Origin of the sequence: Kitasatospora sp. NPDC057936, from assembly GCF_042887525.1 — a bacterium.
GTDB lineage: Bacteria > Actinomycetota > Actinomycetes > Streptomycetales > Streptomycetaceae > Kitasatospora.
This window is the reverse complement of sequence record NZ_JBHVPD010000077.1, coordinates 24,512-50,519: the sequence shown is the minus strand read 5'-3', so window position 1 is coordinate 50,519 and position 26,008 is coordinate 24,512. Positions and strand designations below refer to the sequence as shown.

The window sequence follows — 26,008 nt, the reverse complement described above, 5'->3', positions numbered from 1 at the left end:
GCTCCGCACCGGGCGGAGCGGGCGCGCCGGTCCGTCACCTCCGCGCGGCGCCCACCGGGTCGGGCTCGTCCTCGACGGGTTCCGGCTCCCCGCGCGTCTGCCGCAGGGGCGCCGGGCGTGACAGGGCGGCGAGGCGCCGGTCGGCCTCGGCCTGGATGGCGTCCTTGTCGCCGATCTCGGCGTCCGGCAGCGCGTCCGGCAGCAGGTCCTCCAGCAGCCGCAGCGGCCGGTACGCGAGGCCGAGCAGGCCCCACACCGTCATGACCGCGCCGACCAGGACGAGCAGCAGGCCCGCGCCGCGGCCGGGGCCGGTGCCGAGCACCGGGCCGACGGAGTCGGCGAGTGCGCCGCCGGGGCGCAGCAGCGGTGCGAAGACGTGGTCGGAGAGCGGGCCCGCGGTGAGGAAGCCGAGCGGCATCATCGACATGGCCAGCATCTGGTTGGTGGCGAGGACGCGGCCCTGGAGTTCCATGCCGACCTTGGTCTGGATGAGTGCCATCCAGTGGGCGTTGAGGATGATCAGCGCGCCCCACAGCACGAACATGCCCGCCGCCGTGAGCGCGGTGTGCGGTCCGCTGCCGGCGACGACGGCGGCGAGGCCGACCACCGACGTGAAGCCGACCATGCCGACCACGCGGCGCCGGGTGCCGCCCCACAGCGCCATGACGAGGCCACCCGCCATCGCGCCGACACCGCCGACGGCGGTGATGACGCCGAGTTCCACGGACGTGCCGTCGGCCAGGACCATCGGGGTGACGAGGACGGTGGCCACCGCGAACAGGTAGTTGAACACGACGAAGAAGACGACCATCGCGACGAGGCTGTGCCGCCGGACGATGTAGCGCCAGCCGGTGACGACCTCGCGCAGCAGCGGTTCCTCCTGCTTGTCGAACATCGCGTCCGGGAAGCGGACGAGCAGCAGGCAGGTGACGCCGGTCAGGAAGGTGGCCATGTCGAAGAGGACGACGCCGTGCAGGCCGATCAGCGACACGAGCACGCCGCCGGCCAGGACGGCCATCATGTCGCCCGCGCCGGTGCCGAGTTGGGCGAGGCCGTTGGCCTGGCCGAGGTAGCGCTTGGGCACGAGCTGGGTGATCGCGGCCAGGTAGGCGGGCCGTTGGAACGCCGTGCAGACGGATCCCGTGCAGGCCACCACGTAGATGTGCCAGACGTGGAGGAGGTCCGTCCAGTGGAGCAGGCCCAGCGCGAGCATGCCCGCCGCGGCGACGGTGTCCGTCACGATCATGATCTTGCGGCGGTCCACCCGGTCGGCCACCGCTCCCGCGATCGGCAGCAGGAGGACGGCGGGCAGCACCGCGACCACCGAGATGAGCGCGAAGTCGAAGGCGGAGCCGGTCTGCTGGTAGACCCAGACGCCGAGCGCGAAGCCGGACAGGCTCGTGCCGATCATCGAGACGAACTGGCCGATCGCCACCTTGGCGAAGGTCGCGAGCTCGGCGCGGGCCGCCGGGCGCTTGGTCGCAACCTGCTCGGCCACGCCGCCCGTCGCCGCGAACCCGGCCAGGACGCGGGCGAGTTCGGCGGCCTGGTGCTTGAGGAAGTAGTGCCCGGCGCGCGGGATCACGGCGAGGTCGACGGTGGCGCCGAAGTGCTCCCACTCGGCGTACCGCTCCTCGTAGAGCTGGGTCGCGCGGTCCTTCTCCCCCACGACGCACAGGATCGGCGCGGCCATGCGCGCGGGGCGCCCGTCCCCGTACGCACGCGTGTAGAAGTCCTCGGCCTGCCGCACGTCGTGGCGCAACGCCCGGACCAGGAAGTCCTGTTCGGCCCGGTCGTAGACGTCGGTGAAGCCGCCCATCGCGCGGAGGTAGTCGAGGTAGGAGCGGTTGGAGAGCATCCGGTCGCCGGGCATGCGGCGGGCGAACCACTCGGCGAAGCGGCCGGGCAGGCGGGCCGCCGGGAACGTCCCGCCGAGGGCGAGGCCGCGCAGGTCGACGCCGGCCGCCTCCAGGCGGGAGCCCAGGGCGGTGGCCAGCGCGCCGCCGAGGCAGTGGCCGTACAGGAGCACCGGGCCCTCGATCCGCTCGGCGACCTCGGCGGCCAACCGGTCGGCGAGGCCGTCGAGTTCGGCGAGCTCGTCGTGCGGGCGGCTCGGGTCGTGGCCGGGCAGCTCGACGGCGTAGAGCCGGTGCCCGGCGGGCAGGGCGTCGGCGAGCGGCTGGAACGTGATCGGGCTGCCGCCGCCGTACGGGACGCAGACGACGGTGACCCCGGCCGCCTCGCTGCCGCGCGTGAGCTTGTGCAGCAGGCGGCGCGGACCGTCCTGGGCCGGGCCGCCGCCGGCCCGGGCGTCGAGCAGGGCGGCCAGGGCGCGGACGGTCGGCTGCTGGAACAGGTCGATCACCGACAGGCCGCGGCCGATCAGCCGGACGGTGCGCACGGCGGAGAAGGAGTCCCCGCCGAGGGCGAAGAAGTCGTCCGCCGGGCCGACGTCCTCGACGTCGAGCACCTGCCGGTAGACGGCGGCCACGGCGTGCTCGGCCTCCGTCTCCAACTCTCCCCCGCCGGAGACCTGTTGGACCGGCGACGGCTCCGGCAGCGCGTGCCGGTCCACCTTGCCGTTGGCGTTCAGCGGCAGCGCCTCCAGCAGCACCACGGCCGCCGGCACCATGTAGTCGGGCAGCCGGGTGCGCAGCGCGGCCCGCAGGTCCCCCGGGTCGGGGACGGCGGGCACGACGTACGCGACGAGGCTGCGGGCGGCGCCCTCGCCGCGCGCGACCACGACCGCCTCGCGGACCTCGGGGCGGGCGGTCAGCTCGGCCTCGACCTCGCCGGTCTCCACCCGGAAGCCGCGGATCTTCACCTGGTGGTCGATCCGGCCGAGGAACTCGATCGCGCCGTCGGGGCGGCGGCGCACGAGGTCCCCGGTGCGGTAGCAGCGCCGGCCGTCGACGGTGACGAACCGTTCCGCCGTCAGGTCGTCGCGGCCCAGGTAGCCGCGCGCCACGCCGCCGCCCGACACGTAGAGCTCACCGGGCACGCCCACCGGCACCGGGCGCCGCCGGGCGTCGAGGACGTGGGCGCCGACGTTGCCGAACGGCAGGCCCAGCGGGACAGCGGCATCGGGCTCGGCCGGGACGGGCGCGCCGAGCATCGAGACGGTCGTCTCGGTGGGCCCGTAGTGGTTGTGCAGCGGGAGGTCCGGCCGGGCGGCGCGGATGCGCGCCACCAGGTCGGGGCGCAGCGCCTCGCCCGCGCAGATCAGCAGGCGTGCGGGCAGCACGCCCGCGAGGCCGTCGCCGTGCGCGGCCAGGCCCTCCAGGTGGCTGGGGACGAGCTTCATCGCGTCGATCCGGTGCTCGGCCGCGTACCGGGCGAAGGCGGCCGGGTCGGTGGCCTGTTCTCGCGTGAGCAGGTGCAGGCAGCCGCCGCCGGTGAGGGCGCCGAACACGTTGGTGGTGCCGAGGTCGGCGGCGAAGGTGGAGACCAGCGCCCAGTTCCAGCTCTCGCTGCCGGGGCCGATCCGCTCGCGCAGGCCGTGCAGGTAGTTGCGGTAGTTGCGGTGCTCGACGGCGACGCCCTTGGGGGCGCCGGTGGAGCCGGAGGTGAAGATCAGGTAGCACAGGTGCTCGGGGCGGACGTCCACCTCGGGCGGCCCCTCGCACGGCTCCGCCGGGGTGGTGAGCGGCGGGACGACGACGGCCTCGCCCGGTACGCGGGCGCGGAGGTCGTCGGTGGTGACCACCGCGGCGGTGCCGGCGGCGGTGAGGAGTGCGGCGATGCGTTCGTCCGGGTAGACGGGGTCCAGCGGCAGGTAGGCGCCGCCCGCCTTGAGGATGCCGAGCATGCCGACGACTAGGGCGGCCGAGCGCTCGGCGAGCAGGCCGACCGGGCGGTCCGGGCCGACGCCGAGGGCGCGCAGCCGGTGGGCCAGCGCGTTGGCGCGCCGGTCGAGCTCGGCGTAGGTGAGGACGCCGTCGGTGCCCCGGACCGCCGGCGCGTGCGGGGTGCGGCGGGCCTGTTCCTCGACCAGGCCGTGCAGGGTGCCGGTGAGGTCCCAGGTGCGCGCGGTGTCGTCCCAGGCGTCGAGGCGGCGCCGCTCGGACGGGGTGAGCAGCGGCAGTTCGGCGAGCGGGCGGTCCGGGTCGGCGGCCATCGCGTCGAGGACGGTGGTGAGGTGGCCGAAGAACCGGCGGACCGTCGGCTCGTCGTACAGCTCGGCGCGCCACACGAGGTCGGCGAGCAGGGCGTCGTCCTCGTCCACCACGGCGACGGAGAGGTCGAACTTGGCGGTGTCGGTGCCGACCGGGTGCCAGGCCACGTCCAGGCCGGGCAGCTCGGGCCTGGCCCGGTCCTGGTTGTGGACGTTGAGCAGGACCTGGAAGAGCGGGGTGTGGGAGAGCTCGCGCTCGGGCGCGAGGGCGTCCACCAGCCGCTCGAAGGGCAGGTCCTGACGGGCTAACGCGCCCAGGGCGCCCTCGCGGACGCGGTCGAGGAGCGCGCGGACGGTCGGCTCCCCGGAAAGGTCGGTGCGCATCGCGAGCGTGTTGACGAAGCAGCCGACCAGCGCCTCCGTCTCGCTGCGGGTCCGCCCGGCGACGGGCGTGCCGACCACGACGTCGTCGCTGCCGGTGTAACGGCCGAGGACGGTCTGGAGGGCGGCCAGCAGCACCATGTACGGGGTCGTGGCGGTGCGTTCCGCGAGGGTGCGGATGCGATGGGAGCGCTCGGCGCCGAACTCGGCGGTGATCCGCGCGCCGCGGGTGCCGGCGACGGCCGGGCGGGGCCGGTCGGTGGGCACGGTGACGGTGGTGGCGGCGCCGCGCAGCCGCTCCAGCCACCACGTCTCCTGCGCGGCGAGTTCGGCGGCCTGCTCGGTGCGCTGCCAGTGCGCGACGTCCGCGTACTGGACGGGCAGCGGCGCCCACGCGGGCGCCCGGCCCTCGCGGCGGGCCGCGTAGGCGGCGCCGAGGTCGGCGAACAGCACCCCGAGGGACCAGCCGTCGGCGGCGATGTGGTGCAGGACGAGGCTGAGCACGAAGCCCTCGCCCGTGCGCAGCAGGACGGCCCGCAGCGGCGGGTCGGCGGCGAGGTCGAAGGGCCGGGCGGCCTCCTCGGCGAGCCGGGCGTCCACGGCGGCGGCCGGGACGTCGGCGGTGGCGAGGGCGAAGGCGCCCGCCGCGAGCGGTTCGGGCCGGACCTCGCCCTCGGACGCCGGGTAGACGGTGCGCAGCACCTCGTGCCGGTCGACGACGTCCGCGAGGGCGGCGGCCAGGGCCGCCTCGTCGAGTTCTCCGGCGATGCGCAGCGCGAGCGGGATGTGGTAGGCGGCGCTGTCGGGCTCGTACTGGGCGAGGAACCACATCCGCCGCTGCGCGGAGGAGAGCGGCATCGGCTCGTCGGCGGGGCGCGGCGCGATGGCCGCCCTGGCCGGCGCCGCTGCGGCTCTGGCGGCTTTCGCCTTGGCGAGGCGCTGCCGCAGCAGTTCCTGGCGCCGGGCGTCGGCGGCGCCTTCTCTTGGTCGGTCGGTCATGCGTCGTCCCCCATGGTGGTGTCCCCCACTGCGTGCTCGCCCGCTGCGTGATCGCCCGCCGCGTCGCTTCCGAGTGCGGCGAGCTCGTCGTCGAGGTCGGCGAGCAGCAGGTCTTCGATGCGGCGGGCCATGGCGGCCAGGGTGCGGTCGCCGAAGACCGCGCGCAGGGGCACCTCGATGTCGAAGGTGTCCCGGATGCGGGCGGTCAGCCGGGTGGCGAGCAGCGAGTGGCCGCCGATGGCGAAGAAGTCGTCGTGGCGGGAGACCCGGACGGCGCCCAGGACCTCCTGCCACACCTCGGCGAGGATCTCCTCGCAGTCGCCCTCGGGCGGTGCGCCGAGGCCGCCCAGTTCCGGAGCCGGCAGCGCGGCCCGGTCGACCTTTCCGCTGGGCGTCAGCGGGAGGGCGTCGAGCAGCAGGAGCCCCGCGGGGACCATGTAGTCGGGCAGGCGGGCGGCCAGGGCGAGGCGCACGTCGTCCTCGGTGAGCGTGCCGTCCGTGACGGCGTACCCGGCGAGGACCGGGCCCGCGGGCGTGTCGACGAGCCGGGCGGCGCCCGCCGTCACGCCGTCCACGGAGGTCAACGCGGCCTCGATCTCGCCGAGTTCGATCCGGAAGCCGCGCAGCTTCACCTGGGCGTCCGCGCGGCCGTGGTACTCCAGCCGGCCGTCGTGGCGGCGGCAGGCGAGGTCGCCGGTGCGGTACATCGGCGCGCCGTCGGGGCGGCCGGGTTCGGCGACGAAGCGGTCGGCGGTGAGGTCGGGCCGGCCGTGGTAGCCGAGGGCCACGCCGGCTCCGGCGATGGCGAGTTCGCCGATGCCGTTGACCGGGACGGGCCGGCCGGCGGCGTCGAGGAGGTGCAGGCGGGTGTTGGCGATCGGCTCGCCGAGGGCCACCACGCCGTCGTGGGCGGCGAGTTCGGGGGTGACGCGCAGGGCGGTGGACCAGACGGTCGTCTCGGTCGGTCCGTACAGGTTCCAGAGCGTCCGGGTGCGGGTGAGCAGGGCGCGGGCGAGGTCGGTGGTGAGCGCCTCGCCGCCGCACAGGGCGGTGAGTCCCGGATGGCCGGTCCAGCCGGCCTCCAGGAGCATGCGCCAGGTGGCGGGGGTGGCCTGGAGGTGGGTGACGCCGGTGCGCTCCAGCCAGGCGGCGAGGGCGGCGCCGTCGGTGGCGGTGGCCCGGTCGGCGATCTCGACCCGGGCGCCGACGGTGAGCGGCAGCCACAGTTCGAGGCCGGCGATGTCGAAGGTGACGGTCGTGACGGCGGCCATGACGTCCTGCCCGTCGAGGCCGACGAGGTCCTCCATCGCCCGCAGGAAGTTGACGATCGCCCGGTGCGGCACCGCGACGCCCTTGGGCGTGCCGGTCGAGCCGGAGGTGTACAGCAGGTAGGCCGGGTCCTCGGGGCCGACGGCGACGGGCGGGGCGACCGGGGCCGCGTCCACGTCCTGGCCGTCGGCCGCCACGACCGTCCGGCCCGCGAACAATTCGTCGTGCCGGTCGGCCTGTTCGGCCAGGACCAGCGAGACGCCGGCGCCGTCCAGCACGGCCCGGTTGCGGGCGAGCGGCTGGTCGAGGTCCAGCGGCAGGTACGCGGCGCCGCTGCGCAGCACGGCCAGCAGGGCGGCGGGCAGCAGGCGCCCGCGGCGGACGGCCACCGCGACCAGCCCGCCGGGTCCGGCGCCGGCGGCGGCCAGGACGGACGCCAGCCTGCCTGCGGTCAGGCCGAGTTCGCCGTAGGTCAGACTGCCGTCGGCGGCCGACACGGCGACGGCCGAAGGGTCCCACCCGGCGTACAGCTCGTGCAGGCGCAGGTCGGCCACCGGGGTGTCCGCCCGGACCAGGCCGTCCTCGGCGGCGGCGATCTCCGCGGCCGACAGCATCGCCAACTCCGAGAGCGGGCGGTCCGGTTCGGCGATCCCGGCGGCGAGCACGGCGAGCAGGTGGTCGAAGACGGCGCGCACCGAACGCTCGTCGTAGCGCGAGGTCCGGTACTCGGCGGACAGCAGCGGCCCCTCCGCCGGGAACTCCAGGAACAGCGACAGGTCCGTCTTCGCCGTCCCGTTGCACACCTCGGAGACGAACTCCAGGCTCAGGCCCGGGAGTTCGGCCCCGGCCACCGGGTGGTTCTGCACCGCGACCAGCACCTGCGAGACCGGGGACGAGGCCCGCCCGGACGCACCGGCCGTCCGGCGCGCGTGCTCGACGAACGGCAGCACGCTGTGCTCGGCCGCGTCGAGCGCCGCCGGACGCACCCGCCCGACCAGCTGCCGGAAGGTGTCCGCCCCCGCGACGCCGAAGCGCAGCGCCACGGTGTTGATCAGTGAGCCGAGCACCCCCTCCAGCTCCGGCACCGGCCGGACGGCGAACGGGCTGAGCACGGCGACGTCGGTGCGCCCGGTGTAGCGGTGCAGCACCCCGCCGAGCGCGGCGACCACCGCCATGTAGAGGCTCGCGCCCTCCTCCGCCGCCCACCGCTCGGCGGCGCGCAGCAGCTCGGCCGGGACCCGGCGCTCGATGCGGCGGCCCGCGTAGTCCTGCGGGTCGGGGTGCGGGCGGTCGCCGGGCAGGTGCTGCTCGTGGTCGAGGCCGAGGAGGCCCTCGCCCCAGCGCAGCGCGTCCTCGCGGGCGGCGGCGTGGGCGCGCCGCTCCCAGCGGGCGACGTCGGACAACTGGAGCTCGGGCTCCGGGAGTTCGCCGTCCCGGTAGGCGCGGTCGAGCTCGGCGAGGAGCAGCCCGGTGGCCCAGCCGTCCATCGCCGCGTGGTGCACGGTGATCAGCAGTTCGTGGGCGTCCTCGCCGGTGCGCAGCGCGAGCACGCGCAGCAGGCGCCCGGTGGCGAGGTCGAGCGGGCGGGCCGCCTCGGCGCGGAGCGCGGCGTCCAGCAGCGCCTCGTCGGCGCCGGTGAGGTCGTGCACGGGCACGTCGACGGCGTAGGGCGGGCGGACCTCGACGGCGGGTTCGCCGGCGCGGCCGATCACGGCGGTGCGCAGCGCCTCGTGGCGGCGGACGACCTCGGTGAAGGCGCGGCCGAGCGCGGCGGCGTCCAGGGTGCCGGTCGCGCGGACGCGCAGCGGGACGTTGTAGAGCGACGTGCCGGCTTCGACGTTCTCCTGGAGCCACAGGTCGCGCTGGAACGCCGTCGGTTCGGCGGGCAGTCCGGGCTCGCGGACGGGCGGCGCGACCGAGGGGCGCCCGCCGCCGTGCGCGACGCGCAGGGCCAGGGCGGCGACGGTCGGCGCGGCGAAGAACTCGGCGAGCGGCACCCGGACGCCGTACGCGCGCTCGACCCGGGCGAGGACGCCCGCGGCGAGCAGCGAGTGGCCGCCGAGGTCGAGGAAGACGTCGTGCACGCCGACCCTGGGCATGCCGAGGAGCTCCTGCCACAGCCCGGCGACGCGCTCCTCGACGGGGGTGCGCGGCGCGACGAACACGCCGTGGCCGTCCCGCCCGCGCGCCACCGCGGGCAGGGCCGCGCGGTCGGTCTTGCCGTTGGGGGTGAGCGGCAGGCGCTCCAGCACGCCGATCGCGAGCGGCACCATGTAGCCGGGCAGCGCGGCGGCGCAGTGGGCGCGCAGCCCGCCGGGCGCGAGCTCCCGGGAGGACTGGACGAAGGCGGCCAGGTAGGCGCCCGCGTCGTCGTGCTGGACGACGGCCACCGCCGCCTCCACCGCCGGGTGCGCGGTGAGCACGGCCTCGATCTCGCCGAGCTCGACGCGGAAGCCGCGCACCTTCACCTGGTGGTCGGCCCGCCCGTGGTACTCCAGGCTGCCGTCCGCGCGCCGCCGGACGAGGTCGCCGGTGCGGTAGCAGCGCTCGCCGCCGACGGTCACGAACCGCTCCTCGGTGAGGTCCGGGCGGCCGTGGTAGCCGTGCGCCAGACCCTCGCCCGCCAGGTACAGCTCGCCGATCCCGCCGTCCGGCACGGGCGCGCGCCGCTCGTCCAGGACGTGCGCCGTCGTGCCGTCGACCGGGCGGCCGATCAGCGGTTCGCCGGTCTCGTCCCGGCCGACCAGGGCCCAGGTGGAGTAGACGGTGTCCTCGGTGGGCCCGTACAGGTTGTAGAGCCGCTCGACGCCGGGCTGCGCGTGGACCTGGTCGGCGAGCCGGCGCGGCAGCGCCTCCCCGGCCAGGTTGACGACGCGGACGCCGGCGGGCAGGCCGCCGCCGCGCAGCAGGGCCGCCATGGCGCTGGGGACGGTGTTGACGAGGGTGACCGCGTCGCGCGCGGGCAGGTCGGGCAGGGCGAGGGCGTTCTCGGCGACGACGACCGTGCCGCCGACGGCGAGCGGGAAGAAGACCTCGTACACCGAGATGTCGAAGCAGACCGACGTGGCGAACAGCACGCCCGCCACGTCCTCGGGCCGGTAGGTGGCGGCGGCCCAGCGCAGCAGGGCGTTCACGCCGCGCTGCGGGACGACGACGCCCTTGGGGCGGCCGGTGGAGCCGGAGGTGTACAGGACGTACGCCGCCGCGTCGGTGCTGCCCACCGGCGCGACGGGAGCGGTCGGACCCTGCTCGTCCGAACCCTGCTCGTCCGGACCCTGCTCCTCCGGACCCGCGTACAGGACGGCGGCCCCGGCCCCCGCCACGAGGTGCTCGTGCGCCCGGTCGGTGAGCACGACCGGCGCCCGCGCGTCGCCGATCACCAGCTCCAGCCGGTCCTGGGGGTAGGCCGGGTCCAGCGGCACGTACGCGCCGCCGGCCCGGAGCACCGCGAGCAGGGCCACGACCAGATCGGCCGAACGCGGCAGGCACACGCCGACCAGCGTCCCGGGGCCGACCCCTGCCCCGGCGAGGCGGGCGGCGGTGGAGGTCAAGCGCTCGCCAAGTTCGCGGTAGGTCAGGCGGCGCTCGCCGTCGATCACGGCGACGGCGTCCGGCGTGCGTCTCACCTGGGCCTCGATCAGGCCGGCGAGGGTGGCCGTGGGATCCAGTGCGGGGAATTCCGTCGAACTCATCCACTACTCCTGAGGGGTGGCCCGCGCACCGGCTCGTGGCCGGTGCGGATGGGCGGTGTACCTCCGGAGATGATGGGGTAAAGATGTTCGCACTACCAGCACAATTCCACCACGTGTTCGATATGCCGGAAAGGTCACCTCCGATTCGACCCTGAGCGGTGCGGGATCATGACGCGGCGTCGTTCCTCTACTTACGGAACGTCAACAGCCGTGCAGTGCAGGTCAGTTGACATGCACACTTGGCGCCGGGCGCTCCCAGGGGCGGGAGCTGCCCGGCGTGAACCCGGCGTCCCGGGCGTTGTCGAGCGCGTCGGCGAGGTTCAGCCGCCCCGGCTCCTCCAGGAAGCCCAGGACGGGGGCGAGCTCACGCTCGGTCAGGCGCTGCTCCCTGGCCGCCTCGACCAGCTCCTCCAGCTTCCGCGTGAACTCGTCCAGGTACGCGTCCTCGTCCACCTCTTCGTCGTCCTCGTCCTCCGGCTCCGGGATCCGCTCCATCACCCGGTCGGTCAGGAGGGACTCCACCCGGTCCAGCGAGTCCGTGATCCCCACGCCGCGGTCGTCCTCGACGGGAGCGCAGTCCCACGCGCCGGCGCCGCTCTCCCACCAGTAGCAGAAGGCGATCCGGTCGGTGAGCCCGGACCACCGCAGCGGCAGCCAGTCGGGCGCGCCCTGCAGCAGTTCGTCGAGTTCGCGCTCGGTGCTGTAGTCGACGTCGAAGCCGGTGAGCACCGCGCGGCCGCCGTCGACCCAGCGGAGCTGCCAGCGGTTGCTGCTGCCGTCGTCGTGGCTGAGCTCGTCCTCGCCCGCCCAGTAGCCGAGCTGGACGTCGATGCCGGTCTGCAGGACCGACATCACCCCGCCCATCAGCCAGGACTCCTCGGGGTTCGGCGGGCAGTACGACATGAACGCTCCTTCATCGCGTGATCGTTACCGGACGACAGACGCCCCGGCCCCCGCGAAGGTTCCCCGGGTGCGGACGCCCGTCACGGCCGCGTCACGCGACGCGTTCCGCGCCGTGCGGCCGCGGTGACGCCGCCGTGATGGCCGACCCGGACGCTGGGCGGTGTCCGCGGGCGCAGCCGTTGCCCTCGCGAAGGGAGCCACGATGCCCATCAGCCCCACCTATCCGGGCGTGTACATCGACGAGCTGCCGAGCGCCGTGCGCACGATCGTCGGCGTGCCGACGTCGATCGCCGCGTTCGTCGGGACGGCGCCGCGCGGGTCGGTGACGGACCCGGTGCACATCACCAGCTGGGCCGACTACGAGCGGGAGTTCGGCGGCCTCGACCGCACCTCCGACCTGAGCTACGCGGTCTACCAGTTCTTCCAGAACGGCGGCGCCGAGGCCGAGATCGTCCGGATCACCGCCGTGAAGCCGAAGAACCCGCCGGCCGACGGGCCCAGCTACCCCGCGCCCGCCACGCTCGTCCTGCCCGCCGCCTCCGGCGCCGCCGCCGACGCGGTCACGCTCACCGCCGTCAGCCCCGGCGACTGGGGCAACCACCTGCGGGCCCGGGTCGACCACCAGACCCGCGACAAGGCCGCGAGCGCCGCCGACCAGAAGAGCTTCAACCTCACCCTGCGCGACGCCGTCACCGGCGTGACCGAGAGCTACCTCAACGTCAGCTCGCTGCCCGGCAGCCCCGACCGGCTGAGCGTCGCCCTCGCCGCCTCCGCCCTCGTCACCGTCCCGGCCTCGGCGGACGGCAGGCTGCTCGCGGCCGACACCGATGTCCCGCCCGGCCAGGACCCGTTCCCGGACGGCAAGGGCCCCGGCCAGGGCAACTGGTACGTCACCGCCGGCGGCGGCCTGGACGGGACGGCGACCCCGGTCGCCGCCGACTACCTGGGCGACAGCTCCCCGGTCAAGGACGGCAAGCAGGGCATCTACCAGCTGCTCAAGACCGACATCTTCAACATCCTCTGCCTGCCCGGGCCGCCCGGCCAGAACGGCCCGGCCGGGATCCTCCCCCAGGCCGCCAGGCTCTGCCTGGACCGCCGGGCGATGCTCGTCGTCGACCCGCCGGACGCGTGGCACAGCGTGGCCGACGTCACCAAGGCCGCCGCCCCCGGCGGCACCGGCCTGCCGCTCGCCGGCGACCCGGGCGCCCGCAACGCCGCCGTGTACTTCCCGCGCGTCCTGCTCGCCGACACCGAACAGCAGAACCACGTCCGCGACTTCCCGCCCTGCGGCGCCGTCGCCGGGGTGTGGGCCCGCACGGACGTCGCGCGCGGCGTGTGGAAGGCCCCGGCGGGCACCGACGCGGGCCTCGCCGGCGTCGTCGCGCCGCTCGTGCCGATGACCGACCCGGAGAACGGCATCCTCAACCCGTACGGCGTCAACTGCCTGCGCCGGCGGCCGGTGTTCGGCAACCTCGTGTGGGGCGCGCGGACGCTGGTCGGCGCCGACGTCCTCGCCGACCAGTGGAAGTACGTCCCGGTGCGCCGGACCGCCCTGTTCATCGAGGAGAGCCTGTTCCGCGGCACCCAGTGGGTGGTGTTCGAACCCAACGACGAACCGCTGTGGTCCTCGATCCGGCTCAACGTCGGCGCGTTCATGAACACGCTGTTCCGCCAGGGCGCCTTCCAGGGCCGCACGCCCAGGGACGCCTACCAGGTGGTGTGCGACGCGACGAACAACCCGCAGAACGACATCGACCGCGGGATCGTCAACATCCAGGTCGGCTTCGCCCCGCTCAAGCCCGCCGAGTTCGTGATCATCCACATCCAGCAGCTCGCTGGCCAGATCCAGGTCTGAGCGCACCCTCACGGAGAGGCAGGCCATGGCCGACAGCAGGACGAAGCGCCGCGACCCGTACAAGAACTTCCGCTTCCGGGTGAAGTTCGGCGGCGGCACCGACTACATCGCGGGCGTCAGCAAGGTCACCGGGTTCAAGCGCAGCACCGAGGTGATCAAGCACCGCAGCGGCGGCGACCCGGCCACCAGCACCAAGCTGCCGGGGCGCACCGAGTACGACGCGATCACCCTGGAGCGCGGGGTCACGAGCGACAAGGTGTTCGAGCAGTGGGCGAACCGGGTCTGGAGCCTGACCAACGCGAGCGGCGGGCTGGAGTCCTCGCTCAAGGACTTCCGGCGGGACATCATCGTCGACGTCTTCAACGAGGCCGGCCAGAAGGTGCTCTCCTACCAGGTGTTCAACTGCTGGGTCTCGGAGTACCAGCCGGTCTCCGACCTCGACGCCAACGCCAACGCGGTCGCCATCCAGCACATCAAGCTGGAGAACGAGGGCTGGGTGCGCGAGGACCTGCCCGAGCCGGTCGAGCCGTCCTTCGAGGACCCGGCCTGACGATGGACGAACTCACCGGAGCCCCAGCCGATGTCACCGCGCTGACGGAGGAGGGCCTGCTCGCCGTCTGGGAGGCCGGGCGCGGGCAGGACCCGGTCCGGCGCGCCCTGGTGCTCGCCGCGGCGGGCGGCGGCGATCCGGCGGCCGTCGCGGACCTGGCCGTCGGGCGGCGCGAGGAGCTGGTGCTGGGCCTGCGCGTGCGGTGCTTCGGCCCCGGCCTGCCGTGCGCCGTCACCTGCCCGTCCTGCCGGACGGAGCTGGAACTCGAACTGACCGCGCAGGACGTGACCGCCGCGGCGCCGGAGGGCGAACGCGTCGTGCGGGCCGGGGGTTTCGAGCTCGCGTTCCGTCCGGTCACCACCCGGGACCTGCTCGCCGTCCGGGGCGCGCCGCGCGCCTCCGCCCGGCGGGCCCTGCTCCGGCGGGTGCTGACCTCGGCGGTCGCGGACGGACGGCCGGTCGCCGCCGACGCGCTCCCGGCGGACGTCCTGGAGGCCGTGGCGGGCGCCCTGGCCGGGCGGGATCCGCAGGCGGACGTCCGGCTGGACCTCGACTGCGCGGAGTGCGGCCACGCCTGGACGTCGCCCTTCGACGCCTCCGGCTACCTGTGGGCCGAACTCGACGCCCACGCCAGGCGGTTGCTCCACGACGTGCACGCGCTCGCCACCGCCTACGGCTGGACGGAGGCCGAGGTGCTCGCGGTCGGGCCCGAACGACGGCAGCTGTACCTGGAGTTGGTGACGGCATGAACGACTTCGTGAGCCGCCTGCTCGGCGGCGCGGACGGGCCACCGGTCCGCCCGCTGATCGGGTCGCTCTTCGAGCCCCGGCGGAGGACGCAGCCGTGGCTTCCGTTCACCGAACCTTCCCCTCTCCCCGCGGAGTCGGAGGTCGCTGACGCCAACCCTCCGGCCGCCCAGCAGGAGCTGCCCGTCGGCGCGCCGCCCGGTCTCCCCCTGGCACAGCGCGCCTCCACCGGGCGCGCACCCGAACCTCCGCAGGCCGTCCGGGCGGAGCCCCCCACCGGCCCCGGACGGCCTGCGGAACCCACCGCCTTCGCCCTCCCGAAACCCCGCCGTGCGGACGCCCCGCCCGGGGAACCCGCGCAGGAGGAGGGCCCGTCGGAGCAGCACGCCACACCCGAGGAGCACGCGGAGGACGCCCCGGCGGCGCCCGCACCCGACCCCGTCCGCGCGCGCCCCGTGCCGTCCTCCCCCATCGACGCGTCGCTCGTCGACCCGCTCCTCACGTCCCGGCGCGAGCGCGCCGCCGCGGTGCCGACCGTGCGCATCACCATCGGCCGCGTCGAGGTCCGCACCGGCCGCCAGCCGCCCGTCCCGCAGCCGCCGCGCCGGATCCCCGGGCGGCGCCCGGCGATGAGCCTGGAGGACTACCTGCGCACCCGCTCCGAGGGGGGCGGCGGGAGGTGAGCGACGAAGAGGCCATCGCCGCCGTCACCAAGACCCTGAGCGGACTCGTGCTCGGCGCCCTGGCCGACGTGCCCGGCGCAGGCGTGGACACCCGTCCCCTGGACGAACTCGTCGACGGCACCCGCGACAAGCTCGTCAACCTCTACCTCTTCCAGGCCGACGTGGACGACGCCCTGCGCAACGCCGGCCAGCCCGACCTCGCCCCCGGCGAGAGCGGCGGTCCGCCGTTCCCGCTCACCCTGCACTACCTCGTCACGCCGTTCGTCAAGCGCGACCCCGGCCTCGACGCCCAGCGGCTGCTCGCCCGCGCCGTCCGCGTCCTGAACGACAACCCGGTGCTCCAGCGCGGCGAACTGGCCGCGTTCGCGCCGGAGAGCGACGTCGCCAAGCAGCTCGACCGGATCCGGATCACCTGGCAGCCGTTCGGCGAGAAGGACATCTACTCGCTCTGGACGGCGTTCCAGACCCCGTACCGGATGTCGGTCGCCTACGAGGTCGGCGTGGTGCTGATCGACGGCCACCGCCCGCCGACCGTCCCCGTGCCGGTGCTCACCCGGGGCGCGGACGACCGCGGGCCCGTCGCGCAGGGCTTCCTCCCGCTCGGCCTGCCGGCCCTCGACGCCGCCGTGCCGCCGGGCGGGCAGCCCGCCGTCCGGGGCGGTGAGACGGCGGTGCTGCGCGGCAGCGGGCTCGCGGCCCCGGCCGAGGTGCGGCTGAGCCATCCGCTGCTCCCGGCGCCGGTCGCCGTCGCCCCGGACCACGTCACCGGTACCCAGGTGCAGTTCACCGTCCCCGTCGGCACGGCCGCCGGGCTCTGGTCGGCCGGGCTCTCCCTCGCCGGGCAGCTCACCAACGAGGTCCCGCTCGCCGTCGCGCCCCGGATCACGCACCTGCCCGCGCAGGTCGGGCGGCACGCCGACGGGAGCGCACAGATCGACGTCCGCTACTCCCCCGCCGCCCTGCCCGGACAACCGGTGCTGCTGGTCCTCGACGGCCGCGCCGTCCCACCCGACCCGCTGCCGCACGGCGTGCCGCGCCCGCCCGGCCACGCGCGGTTCACCGTGCCGGACGCGGCCCCCGGGCGGCACCTGGTGCGGTTGCGGGTCGCGGGCGTGGACAGCCTCCTGGTCGACCGCTCGGGCACCCGGCCGGTGTTCGACCCGAGCCAGGCGGTGACGGTCCTGTGAGCGGCGGGACGGGCGAGGAGAAGGAAGCCGCCAACGGCCGGTTCCTCGCCGCGTCGCTCGCGTGGTTGCGGCTGCTGCTGCACCGGGCGATCGCGGACGGTCCGGCGCGGACGGAACTCCCGCGCACCCGGGGGTTCCGCCGCGCCGCGGCCACTCCGACCGTCACGAAAGTGACCGATCGTCAACTCGCTTCAGCTGCAATGAAGATCAGCGATGTCGAGGCCGTCGCCACCCCACCCCTCGCCGAACTCGCCGGCCGCCTCGGCCTCACCCGCTTCGAGCGCGACACCCTGTTCCTGTGCGCGGCCGTCGAACTGGACCCCTCCATCACCCGCCTCTACGCCCTCGCCCAGGGCGACGAACGCCTCACCCACCCCACCTTCGGCCTCGCCCTCGCCGTCCTCCCCGACCCCGCGTGGGACGTCGTCTCCCCGCAAGGCGGCCTGCGCTACTGGCAGTTGGTCGAGATCGCCCGCCCGCCCGGACAGAGCCTGGTCGGCAGCGTCCTGCGCGCGGACGAGCGGATCGTCAACCACCTCAAGGGCCTGAACGACCTCGACGACCGCCTCACCCCGCTCGTCGAGCGCTTCCGCCCCGGCTCCCCCGCCGACCTGCCGCCCTCCCAGCAGGCCGTCGCCGACGAGATCGCCCGCACCTGGCGGCGGCCCGGCGCACCCGTCGTCCAGCTCGTCGGCGCCGACGCCCCCGGCAAGCGGCTCGTCGCCGCCCGCGCCGCCGCCGAGAGCGGACTGCTCGTCTGCCGCCTGCCCGCCGCGCTGCTGCCCGCCGAACCCGCCGCACTCGACCACTTCGCCCGGCTCTGGCGCCGCGAGGCCGCCCTCCTGCCGCTCGCGCTCTACCTCGACGCCGAGGACACCGACCCCGCGGACCCGCTGCCCGAACGCTTCCTCGCCCGGGCCGGCGGCGCCCGCCTGCTCGCCGCCCGCGAGGGCCGCCCCGACCCGGACGGCGAGGCACTGCTCCTCGACGTCGCGCCGCCGACCCCGGCCGAACGGGCCCGCGCCTGGCGGGACTTCTACGGCCCGGTGCCCGAAACGGACGCGCTCGCCGCGCAGTTCGGGCTGGAGCTGCCCGCCATCCGCGCGGCCGCCGCCGTCGCCGACGGGGACCCGGCGGCCGCCTGGCGGGCCTGCCGGATCCGCACCCGGCCCCGCCTGGACTCCCTCGCCCAGCGCCTCGAACCCAAGGTCACCTGGGACGACATCGTGCTGCCCGAGGCCGGCCGGCGCGCGCTGGAGCGGATCGCCGACCAGGTGGCGCACCGCACCACGATCTACGAGACCTGGGGCTTCGGGGAGCGCATCACCCGGGGCCTCGGCGTGGCCGCGCTGTTCGCCGGCCCGAGCGGCTCCGGCAAGACGATGGCCGCCGAGGTGCTCGCCCACCACCTGCGCCTCGACCTGTACCGGATCGACCTGTCCGCCGTCGTCAGCAAGTACGTCGGGGAGACGGAGAAGAACCTGCGCCGCCTGTTCGACGCGGCCGAGGACGGCGGCGCGATCCTGTTCTTCGACGAGGCGGACGCGCTGTTCGGCAAGCGCAGCGAGGTGCGGGACGCGCACGACCGCTACGCCAACATCGAGGTCAACTACCTGCTCCAGCGCATGGAGGCCTACCGGGGCCTCGCCGTGCTGGCCACCAACCTGCGCTCGGCGCTGGACGGCGCGTTCCTGCGGCGGCTGCGGTTCGTCGTCGAGTTCGAGTTCCCCGGCCCCGAGCAGCGCCAGGCGATCTGGGCGAAGGCGTTCCCGGACCCGGCCCCGCGGGGCGGTCTCGACCTCGACCGGCTCGCCCGGCTCCAGGCGAGCGGCGGCATGATCCGCAACATCGCCGTCAACGCCGCCTTCCTGGCCGCCGCCGCGGGCACGCCGATCACCATGCCGCACGTCCTGTCGGCCGCCCGCAGCGAGTTCGAGAAGCTCGAACTGCCCATGACCGAGCGGGACTTCGCCTGGGAAGGAGAGCGGCCGTGACGATCGAGCTGCACATCGACCACCTTGTTCTCGACGGCCTCGACGGCTTGGACGGCCTGGACGGTCCCGACGGCCCGGACGGCTCGCGCGGCGCCACGGAGGCGATCGCCGCCGCCCTGCGCACCGAGCTCGCCCGCCTCCTCTCCTCCGCCCCGGCGGCGACGTGGCGCCCCGCCCGGGCCGGCGTGCTGCGCGGTCCCGAGGTGACCGTCGGCGGCGCCGAGTCGACCGGACGCGAGCTCGCCGGATCCGTCTTCCGGGCGGTGCGCGATGGGCGCTGAACACGTCCACCGTCCGGCCGACCGGGCCCGGGGGAAGGCCGAGAACGCCGGCGCGCCCCTGCCCGCGCCCACCGCCGAGCGGATGGGCGCCGCCCTCGGCCAGGACTTCAGCGAGGTCCGTGTCCACACCGGTGCCGACGCCGACCGGGCGGCCCGCGCGGCCGACGCCCAGGCGTTCACCGTCGGCCACGACGTCGTGTTCGCCAACGGCGACTTCGCCCCGGGCACCGAGCACGGCGACCGGCTCCTCGCCCACGAACTCGGCCACGTCGTCGAGCAGCGCACCACCGGCCCCCGGCTCGCCCGCCAACCCGCCGGGCAGCCGGTCGCCCCGCCGGAGACCGACCGGGGGCTCTTCGTCGACGAGGCGACCCGGTTCCTGCGCGGCGCCGCCGAGTACTACGGCCTCTCCGGCCCGCCGGGCCCCGGTGGAGGGCCGCTGGTGCGGGTCCAGCCCGCCGCCGTCCCCGGCCGGCTGAAGGACTTCCTGCGGATCCGTGACGACGCCTCGACCGCGATCACCGCGGTGCTGGGCGGCGACCCGACGCGCACCGGCACCCTCCGCAGGGCCTACGCCGACGCCGTCCGCACCCTGCTCACCGCGGCGGCCGCCGCCTCCCCCGGCACGACCACCGACGCGCTCTACCTCCGGCACCAGCAGCTCATCCACGCCTGGGGCTGGCCCGAGACCCGCCCCGACCCGCAGCGGAACGTCCTCCTGGACGCCCTGCCCGCCGCCGAACGGACCCGGATCCGGGTCACCACCGACGACGTGACCCTCGCGGGGATCGCCACGGTCTTCGGCCCCAATCCGCCCATCCGCCCGCTGCCGCCGGACACCGCCGTGACGCTCGCACCCACCATCCCCGCCGGACAGCGGACGGGCCTCGCCAACCTGGCCCGCTACCTCGTCACCGACACCCCGCCGCTCCTCGCGCCGAACCGGAGCACCACGCTGCGCCTCGACCTCACCGCCCAGGGCGGCGGCCGGGGCACCTACCGGTTCACCGAGGTCGAGCACCCCGGCCCGCCCGTCCGGCGCGAGGTGCTCGTGGAGCACCTCGCGACCCTCGGGCCGGAGCGCGACCAGGGCCAACCACGGCCGGGCGGCGACGAGTTGTTCACCCGGCACCGGTTCGTCCGCGGCACCGCCTGGACCGACGGCGAGTACGCCCAGCTCCTCGGCGCGCTGGCCGCCGTCCCCGACGGCGTCCTCGGCCGGATCGAGCAGATCACGTTCGTCCGCGTGGCCTCCCTGCCCTCGGGACACGACGCCGAGTACTCGCTCGCGGACCACACCGTGTCCGTCGCCGACAGCGCCTTCCAGGGACGGGCCGGCTCCCTGCGCGCCTTCCAGGGCCCCGACCAGCCGGGGAGCGGCTTCCAGCGGCTGATCGCGCACGAGCTCGGGCACGCGTACGACTGGGCGGCCCTGCGCGCCGCGCAGACCGCCGCCGCCCAGGCCACCACGGCGCGCAACACCTTCCTCCAGCAGAACGGGCGGCCCCGGCGCGGCGGACGGTTCTCCATCCCGCCCGGCCAGACCGCCGCCTGGGACCGGGTCCGGCACGCCGACGACGACGCCCGGGCCGCCGTCGGCACGGCCCGCGGCGGGTCCGGCGCCCGCTTCGTGCGCGACCCGCGCACCGGGACGAACACCCTCACCGACGCCCTCCCCACGGGCGAGGCCGCCGCCTTCCGCACCGCCGCCGCCCAGGACGGCGACACCCGGATCACCACCTACGCCGACCGCAACTGGCGCGAGTTCTACGCCGAGTCCTTCGCCCTCTACCTCACCGACCCGGAGACCTTCCAGCGCCTGCGCCCCCACCTGTACCGGCACTTCGCCGACCGCCTGCCCGCCCCGGGGAGGCAGCCGTGACCGCCCGCGAAGTCGCCGAACCCGCCGACCGCACGCCCGTCCTCCGGCGCTGCGGCACCGAGGCCTGCGGGTGCGAGACCGACGAACCGCAGCTGCGGCGCCACGCCACCGGCGAAGGCCCGGCGCTGGCACCGCCGGAGGTCCGCGCGGTGCTCGGCTCCCAGGGGGCGCCGCTCGACGCGGAGGCCCGCGAGCTGCTCGAACCGCGCTTCGGCCAGGACTTCAGCAGTGTGCGGGTGCACACCGACGACCGCGCGGCGGCGTCGGCGGAGGCCGTCCGCGCGCGGGCCTACACGGTCGGCACGGACATCGTCTTCGCGTCCGGCCGCTACGCGCCGCACACCACCGAGGGCCGTCACCTGCTGGCCCACGAGCTCGCGCACGTCGTCCAGCAGCGGCAGGCCGCCCCCGGGCTCGCCGCCGCGCCGCTGGAGGTGGGCGCGGCGGACGCTCCGGCCGAGCGCGAGGCCGAGCAGGTGGCGCGCTCCGTCACCGCCGGGGCGGCCACGCCGGTCCTGGCCACCGCGCGCACCAGCGGGGTGGTGGCGCGCCAGACGCCGCCCGGCGGTCCGGCCCCGGCCCGCGTCGTCTTCCTCGACCCGAGCGTGTTCGACCAGATCGCCCGCGGCAACACCGGGGCCGCGAACGCCCTGCGGTCGATGCTGTCGTCCGGGGTCAGGGTGCTGGTGTCGGACCAGGCCTACCAGGAGCTGATCGTCAACCGCGCGATCCCCCGCCAGGCCGTCGCCAATCAGCTGCTCCTCGACGAACTGGGCATCGGCCGCGCCCCCGCGCTCCCCGCCGGGGGCGCGCAGTCCTTCCTCCAGCAGGTGAAGGCCGCCAAGGTCCCGATCGCACCCGCCGACGCCATCATCGCGGGCGAGGCGGTGGCGGGCGGGGGCGAGTTGTGGAGCTTCGACCGCGTGGTGCGGAACAACCCGGGCAACCTCAAGCCCGTCGGGGTCCGCGTCGCGCCCGAGAGCACCAGCGTGCCCCTGGTGGCCGGCACCAAGGACTACCGGGTGGCGCGTCAGCTGCTGAACCTCCGGCCCGTGGACATCTCCCTCACCGGGACGATCACCCGCGGACCGGGCGGCGGGCCGGGCGGCGGAACGCCACCGCCGGGCGGCACACCCCCGCCCGGCGGCGCGGCGCCTCCGGCCCCTGGCGCCCCTCCCGCCGGTGGAGCGCCTCCCCCCGCCGCCGGCGGGCCCACCGCGGCCGCCCGCGCCGTCCCCGCGACCACCGCCGGTCGCGTGCCGCCGACGGGCCGTGCGGCGACGGCCCCGTCCGCCGAGGCCCTCGAACTCGCCGCCGAGACCGGCCGGGCCGCCCGCACCAACCTGCGCCTGCTGGCCGCCGCCCGGGTCTTCGTGATCGCCACCCAGGTGCTCCAGGTCAAAGGCGCGCTCGACCTCCTGGACAAGTTCACCGCCATCGCCCAGCGCGGACTCTCCGGTCAGGGCCTCGTCCTTCCCGACGAGGTGGCCGCCGCGGCCAGGATGGCCACCGAGGCGGAGGCCTGGCGGGACGCGGCCGCCGACTTCTCCGGCCGCTTCCAGGGCGAGTCCTTCCGGCTGCTCGGCGCCGCGGCCGATCCCGTCTCGGCGGGCCGCACGGCCGGCCGGCTCTCCGAGCGCGTGGACCAGCTCACCTCGTCCCGCTGGGACCTGCCCGCCCGGATCGCGAAGGTCGAGGGCGCCCTGACCGCCGTCCGGGCCAAGCACCGGGCCGCGATGGCGATCCTGGAGTCGCAGTCGGCCCGCGTCGCCATCGCGACCGCGACCCAGGGCACCGGCGAGCTCGCCGAGCTCTTCGCCGCCTCCGTGGACCTCGAACGGATCAGGAACTCCCTGGAGAACACGCTCACCGCCCTGCGCGCCGTCGACGCGACGGTCTCCGCCGACATCGCCTTCGGCACCGCCTGGAGTGACGCCCTGTTCGACACCTGCGTCCGCGGCGGGGCCTGTTCCCGGGCCACGCTGGAGATCCCGTTCGTCGGCACGTCCAGGATCCGTTTCCTGCCAGGAGAGGAGGGGCCGTGACCGCGTTCCCCGAGGCGTTCAACCCGGTGCGCGGCGGGTTCGTGCTGGTCGACCCCGACCGCGGCACCGTACAGCGCACGATCCCGTTCCAGTACAACCCGGACACGCTCACCCGCACGCTCACCCCACAGGGCATCGGCAGCGAGCCCGGCGACCGGCTGGAGGTGCTGCGGCTCAAGGGGCCGGCGCACGAGCAGTTCCGGTTCGACGCCGAGTTCGACGCCGCCGACGCCCCGGAGAAGTACCCGGACGGGCTCCACCCGGTGCTCTCCGCCCTGGAGTTGAGCATGTACCCGACGGTCGAGCAGCTGCGCCACGAGGACGCCCTCGCGCGGGCCGGGCAGATCGAGGTGGCGCCGATGGAGTCGCCGCTGCTGGTCCTGGTGCTCGGTCCCAAGCGGGTGGTGCCGGTGCGGATCACCGAGTTCACCGTCACCGAGGAGTTCTTCGACCAGGCACTCAACCCGGTGCGGGCGAAGGTCGGGGTCGGCGTGCGGGTGCTCACCGTGGACGACCTCGGCCACCAGCACCACGGCGGGGTGCTCTACCTGACCTACCAGGGCCGCAAGGAGGGCTTCGCGCAGTCCGTCCGCAATCCGGTCTCCGACGTCGGCACGCCGCGCGTCTGACGATCCCGCGCGTCCGACCGACCCCGCGCGTCCGACCGACCCCACGAGGAGACAGCCGTGTTCGCCCTCACCAGCCGCTACCGCGCCCTGCCGACCGCCACCCACCGCCTGCCGGACGGGCGGACGGTGACGTACGTCCGCCGGCGCTTCCTGCCGCACCCGGAGGACCTCACCCTCCTGCGCGAACACGTCGTCGCCGCGGGCGAGCGGGCGGACCGGATCGCCTTCGCCGAACTGGGCGACGCCGAGCTCGCCTGGCAGCTCGCGGACGCCAACCGGGCCGACGACCCGGACGAACTCGCCGTCACCGGGCGGCGGTTGCGCGTGACACTGCCCGCCGTGCCGGGGCCGGGCGCCGCCTCGCTGCTCGTCCCCGGAGCGCTCCATGGCTAGGAGCGTCCAACTCCTGCTCCGGATCGGCGACATCGTCACCGCGCCCGCGCCGCAGCCGCTCATGGACGCGCTGCAGTCCGTGCAGGTGACGTCGAGCGCCGGGGCCCGCAGCGGCTTCCAGCTCACCTTCGCCGTCAGCAAGAAGTCCGTCATCACGCGGACGCTGCTGCCGGCCGGCCTGCTCGACCCGCCCGCCCGGGTGGTGATCGCCGCGATCGTCGCCGGTTCCACCGAGGTGCTGATGGACGGCGTGATCACCCGGCACGAGCTCAACCCCGGCGACGCGCCCGGCACCGGCACGCTCACCGTCACCGGCGAGGACCTCACCCTCCTCATGGACCTGCGCACCGAGCACGCCTGCTACCCGGCCATGCCGCACAACGTCCGCGCCACGCTCGTCCTGCTCAAGTACGCGCTGTACGGGGTCGTTCCGGTCGCCGTCCCGCCGATCGTCCCGACCGTCCCGAACCCGCTCGACCAGATCCCCGTCCAGTCGTCCACCGACCTCGCGTACCTGCGCAGCCTCGGCCAGGAGGTCGGGTACACCTTCTACCTCGTGCCGGGACCGGCGCCCGGCACGAGCATCGCCTACTGGGGCCCGGAGGTGCGCATCGGCGTGCCGCAGCCCGCGCTGACCGTCAACTCCGGTGCGGCGGACAACGTCGAGCACCTGTCCTTCTCCTTCGACGGGCTCGCGCGCACGCAGTACACCGTCCGCATCACCGAACCCACCACCAAGATCGGCATCTCGGTGCCGATCCCCAGCCTCAGTCTCCTCAAGCCGCCGCTCGCCGCCCGCCCGGCCGTCGCCCTGCGCGAGGAGCCGCTCGTCAAGGTCACCGACCGCTCGCTCACCGACGCGATGCTGCGCGCCGTCAGCGTCACGTCCCAGGCCGCCGACGCCGTGTCCGGGCAGGGCAAGCTCGACGTCCTGCGCTACGGCCGCGTGCTCGCCGCGCGCGGCCTCGTCGGCGTGCGCGGCGCGGGCCCCGCGTACGACGGCCTGTACTACGTCGGCAGCGTCACCCACGACATCAAGCGCGGCGAGTACACCCAGAGCTTCACCCTCGCCCGGGACGGCTTCGTCCCCTTCACCGACCGGGTGGCCCCGTGACAGCGCCCAGCGCCAACCAGCAACCCGACTTCCGCGACCTCTACCGCGGCGTCGTCGTCTCCAACTTCGACCCGCTGCAACAGAACCGCGTCATGGTCCGGGTCGACGACGTCCTGGGCAACGACCCGTGCATCTGGGCCGTCCCGCAGTACGCGACCGCCGGGATGCACGTCGTGCCGGCCGTGCAATCCGGCGTGTGGGTCAAGTTCGAGGACGGCGACGTCAACCGGGCCGTGTGGACCGGGTTCTGGCGCGGCGGGACGATCGAGCAGCCGCCGGTCGCCGCGCTCGTGCCGCCCGAGGTGCCGCAGGTCGTGCTCAGCACCCCGGGCGGCACCTACGTGCTGCTCACCGACGCCACCGAGCCCACCGGCGGCATCCGGCTCCAACTGCACGGCGCCGCAGGGCCGTACATCAAGCTCAGCGAGGCCGGGATCGAACTCTCCTGCGGGCCCGGCCTCGCGAGCATCCGCCTCGTCGGCACCTCCGTGATCATCAACAACGGCACGCTCGTCGTACCGCAATAGCGCTTGGGGGACCACATGCCCGGCCTCGCCCTCCACACCGGAGCGACCATGACCTGCCCGCACGGCGGCACCGTGACCATCCTGCCCGCCGGGCCGCCCGGGGCGCTGGTCCAGGGGATGCCGGTCGCGACCAGCGCCGGCCGGCTCGTGATCGCGGGCTGCGCCGTGACGCCGCCGTGCGCGACCGTGCAGTGGGCGAACGTGTCCTCCGTGCTCGTCAACGGCGCGCCGCTGCTGGTGCAGGCGCCGCCGCCGACCCCGCCGCCCGTGCCCGGCGGCGGGGTGTGCATCGGGTCGCCGACTCCCGCTCCTCCGCTGGTCCTTGCGATGCAGACCCTCGTCACGGGGCTGTGAGCCATGGACCCGGCCTTCCCCTTCCGCATCGACGGCCGCGGCCGCACCGCCGAGGCCGCCTACCCGGACCACGTGCGCGACATGATCGAGCAGCTCCTGTTCACCACCCCCGGCGAGCGCGTCAACCGCCCCGACTTCGGCTGCGGCCTGCTCGACCTCGTCTTCGAGCCCGACAGCGTCGAACTCGCCGCCGCCCTCCAGGTCTCCGCCGAGGGCGCCCTGCACCGCTGGCTCGGCGACGTCATCGTCGTCGACTCGCTCCGGGTGACGGCCGAGGAGAGCACCCTGCGCATCGAGCTGCGCTACCTGCTCATCGCCACCGGCGAGGTCCGCACCGACGTCCTCGAAGGGAGCGTGGCGCCGTGAGCGAGCGCAGCGAGCGAACCATCAAGAGGTGCCCATGGGTCACA

Annotated in this window: 18 protein-coding genes; 15 read left to right on the top strand and 3 right to left on the bottom strand. The window is 75.2% G+C overall.

All coding sequences use genetic code 11. The features are described from left to right. Positions 1-34: 34 nt before the first annotated feature. The 3 genes from ACFVU9_RS32355 to ACFVU9_RS32345 all read right to left on the bottom strand — a co-directional run bounded on the left by ACFVU9_RS32355 (position 35) and on the right by ACFVU9_RS32345 (position 11,358). Positions 35-5,494 carry an amino acid adenylation domain-containing protein gene (locus ACFVU9_RS32355; RefSeq protein WP_387599564.1) on the bottom strand — a complete coding sequence of 1,820 codons (5,460 nt, stop codon included), beginning with the start codon at positions 5,492-5,494 and terminating at the stop codon, positions 35-37. Next, on the bottom strand, positions 5,491-10,455 hold the full coding sequence (locus ACFVU9_RS32350; RefSeq protein WP_387599561.1) for an amino acid adenylation domain-containing protein: 4,965 nt from the start codon (positions 10,453-10,455) through the stop codon (positions 5,491-5,493). The genes ACFVU9_RS32355 and ACFVU9_RS32350 overlap by 4 nt, the downstream gene beginning before the upstream one ends. A 222-nt stretch (positions 10,456-10,677) precedes the next feature. Beyond that, positions 10,678-11,358, bottom strand: a complete 681-nt coding sequence (locus ACFVU9_RS32345; protein WP_387599559.1) for a hypothetical protein — start codon at positions 11,356-11,358, stop codon at positions 10,678-10,680. A 202-nt stretch (positions 11,359-11,560) separates the two neighbouring features. Here ACFVU9_RS32345 and ACFVU9_RS32340 point away from each other — a divergent pair, with 202 nt between their 5' ends. From ACFVU9_RS32340 to ACFVU9_RS32270, 15 genes are read left to right on the top strand one after another with little or no spacing between them, the layout of a single operon-like run. Then, positions 11,561-13,213, top strand: coding sequence for a phage tail sheath family protein (locus tag ACFVU9_RS32340; RefSeq protein ID WP_387599556.1), 1,653 nt, complete (start codon positions 11,561-11,563; stop codon positions 13,211-13,213). Between the two features lie 25 nt (positions 13,214-13,238). Next, positions 13,239-13,763 carry a phage tail protein gene (locus ACFVU9_RS32335; RefSeq protein WP_380447968.1) on the top strand — a complete coding sequence of 175 codons (525 nt, stop codon included), beginning with the start codon at positions 13,239-13,241 and terminating at the stop codon, positions 13,761-13,763. 2 nt (positions 13,764-13,765) lie between these two features. Beyond that, the gene (locus ACFVU9_RS32330) at positions 13,766-14,512 is read left to right on the top strand and encodes a hypothetical protein (RefSeq protein ID WP_387599553.1); all 747 of its coding nucleotides are present in this window, start codon (positions 13,766-13,768) and stop codon (positions 14,510-14,512) included. Beyond that, positions 14,509-15,192, top strand: a complete 684-nt coding sequence (locus ACFVU9_RS32325; protein ID WP_387599550.1) for a hypothetical protein — start codon at positions 14,509-14,511, stop codon at positions 15,190-15,192. The genes ACFVU9_RS32330 and ACFVU9_RS32325 overlap by 4 nt, the downstream gene beginning before the upstream one ends. Then, positions 15,189-16,379, top strand: a complete 1,191-nt coding sequence (locus ACFVU9_RS32320; protein ID WP_387599547.1) for a DUF4255 domain-containing protein — start codon at positions 15,189-15,191, stop codon at positions 16,377-16,379. Before ACFVU9_RS32325 ends, ACFVU9_RS32320 begins: the two co-directional genes overlap by 4 nt. Continuing rightward, entirely contained in the window at positions 16,376-18,373 is a 1,998-nt protein-coding gene (locus tag ACFVU9_RS32315) for an ATP-binding protein (protein WP_387599544.1), read from the top strand. Before ACFVU9_RS32320 ends, ACFVU9_RS32315 begins: the two co-directional genes overlap by 4 nt. Then, on the top strand, positions 18,370-18,654 hold the full coding sequence (locus tag ACFVU9_RS32310; protein ID WP_387599542.1) for a hypothetical protein: 285 nt from the start codon (positions 18,370-18,372) through the stop codon (positions 18,652-18,654). Before ACFVU9_RS32315 ends, ACFVU9_RS32310 begins: the two co-directional genes overlap by 4 nt. Beyond that, a complete protein-coding gene (locus ACFVU9_RS32305; RefSeq protein WP_387599539.1) occupies positions 18,644-20,536 on the top strand; it encodes a DUF4157 domain-containing protein in 1,893 nt (630 codons plus the stop codon). The genes ACFVU9_RS32310 and ACFVU9_RS32305 overlap by 11 nt, the downstream gene beginning before the upstream one ends. Continuing rightward, on the top strand, positions 20,533-22,581 hold the full coding sequence (locus ACFVU9_RS32300) for a DUF4157 domain-containing protein (RefSeq protein ID WP_387599536.1): 2,049 nt from the start codon (positions 20,533-20,535) through the stop codon (positions 22,579-22,581). Before ACFVU9_RS32305 ends, ACFVU9_RS32300 begins: the two co-directional genes overlap by 4 nt. Beyond that, entirely contained in the window at positions 22,578-23,210 is a 633-nt protein-coding gene (locus ACFVU9_RS32295; protein ID WP_387599533.1) for a hypothetical protein, read from the top strand. Before ACFVU9_RS32300 ends, ACFVU9_RS32295 begins: the two co-directional genes overlap by 4 nt. A 57-nt stretch (positions 23,211-23,267) precedes the next feature. Then, complete coding sequence (locus ACFVU9_RS32290) at positions 23,268-23,603, top strand: LysM domain-containing protein (protein ID WP_380440826.1); 336 nt, start codon at positions 23,268-23,270, stop codon at positions 23,601-23,603. Continuing rightward, positions 23,596-24,717: a hypothetical protein gene (locus ACFVU9_RS32285; protein ID WP_380440828.1), complete on the top strand. Its 1,122-nt coding sequence runs from the start codon at positions 23,596-23,598 to the stop codon at positions 24,715-24,717. Before ACFVU9_RS32290 ends, ACFVU9_RS32285 begins: the two co-directional genes overlap by 8 nt. After that, positions 24,714-25,244 carry a phage baseplate assembly protein V gene (locus ACFVU9_RS32280; protein WP_387599530.1) on the top strand — a complete coding sequence of 177 codons (531 nt, stop codon included), beginning with the start codon at positions 24,714-24,716 and terminating at the stop codon, positions 25,242-25,244. The genes ACFVU9_RS32285 and ACFVU9_RS32280 overlap by 4 nt, the downstream gene beginning before the upstream one ends. Positions 25,245-25,247: 3 nt before the next feature. Beyond that, positions 25,248-25,598: a hypothetical protein gene (locus tag ACFVU9_RS32275; protein ID WP_380440832.1), complete on the top strand. Its 351-nt coding sequence runs from the start codon at positions 25,248-25,250 to the stop codon at positions 25,596-25,598. A 3-nt stretch (positions 25,599-25,601) separates the two neighbouring features. Continuing rightward, positions 25,602-25,964: a GPW/gp25 family protein gene (locus ACFVU9_RS32270; RefSeq protein ID WP_387599527.1), complete on the top strand. Its 363-nt coding sequence runs from the start codon at positions 25,602-25,604 to the stop codon at positions 25,962-25,964. The last annotated feature ends 44 nt before the right edge of the window (positions 25,965-26,008 follow it).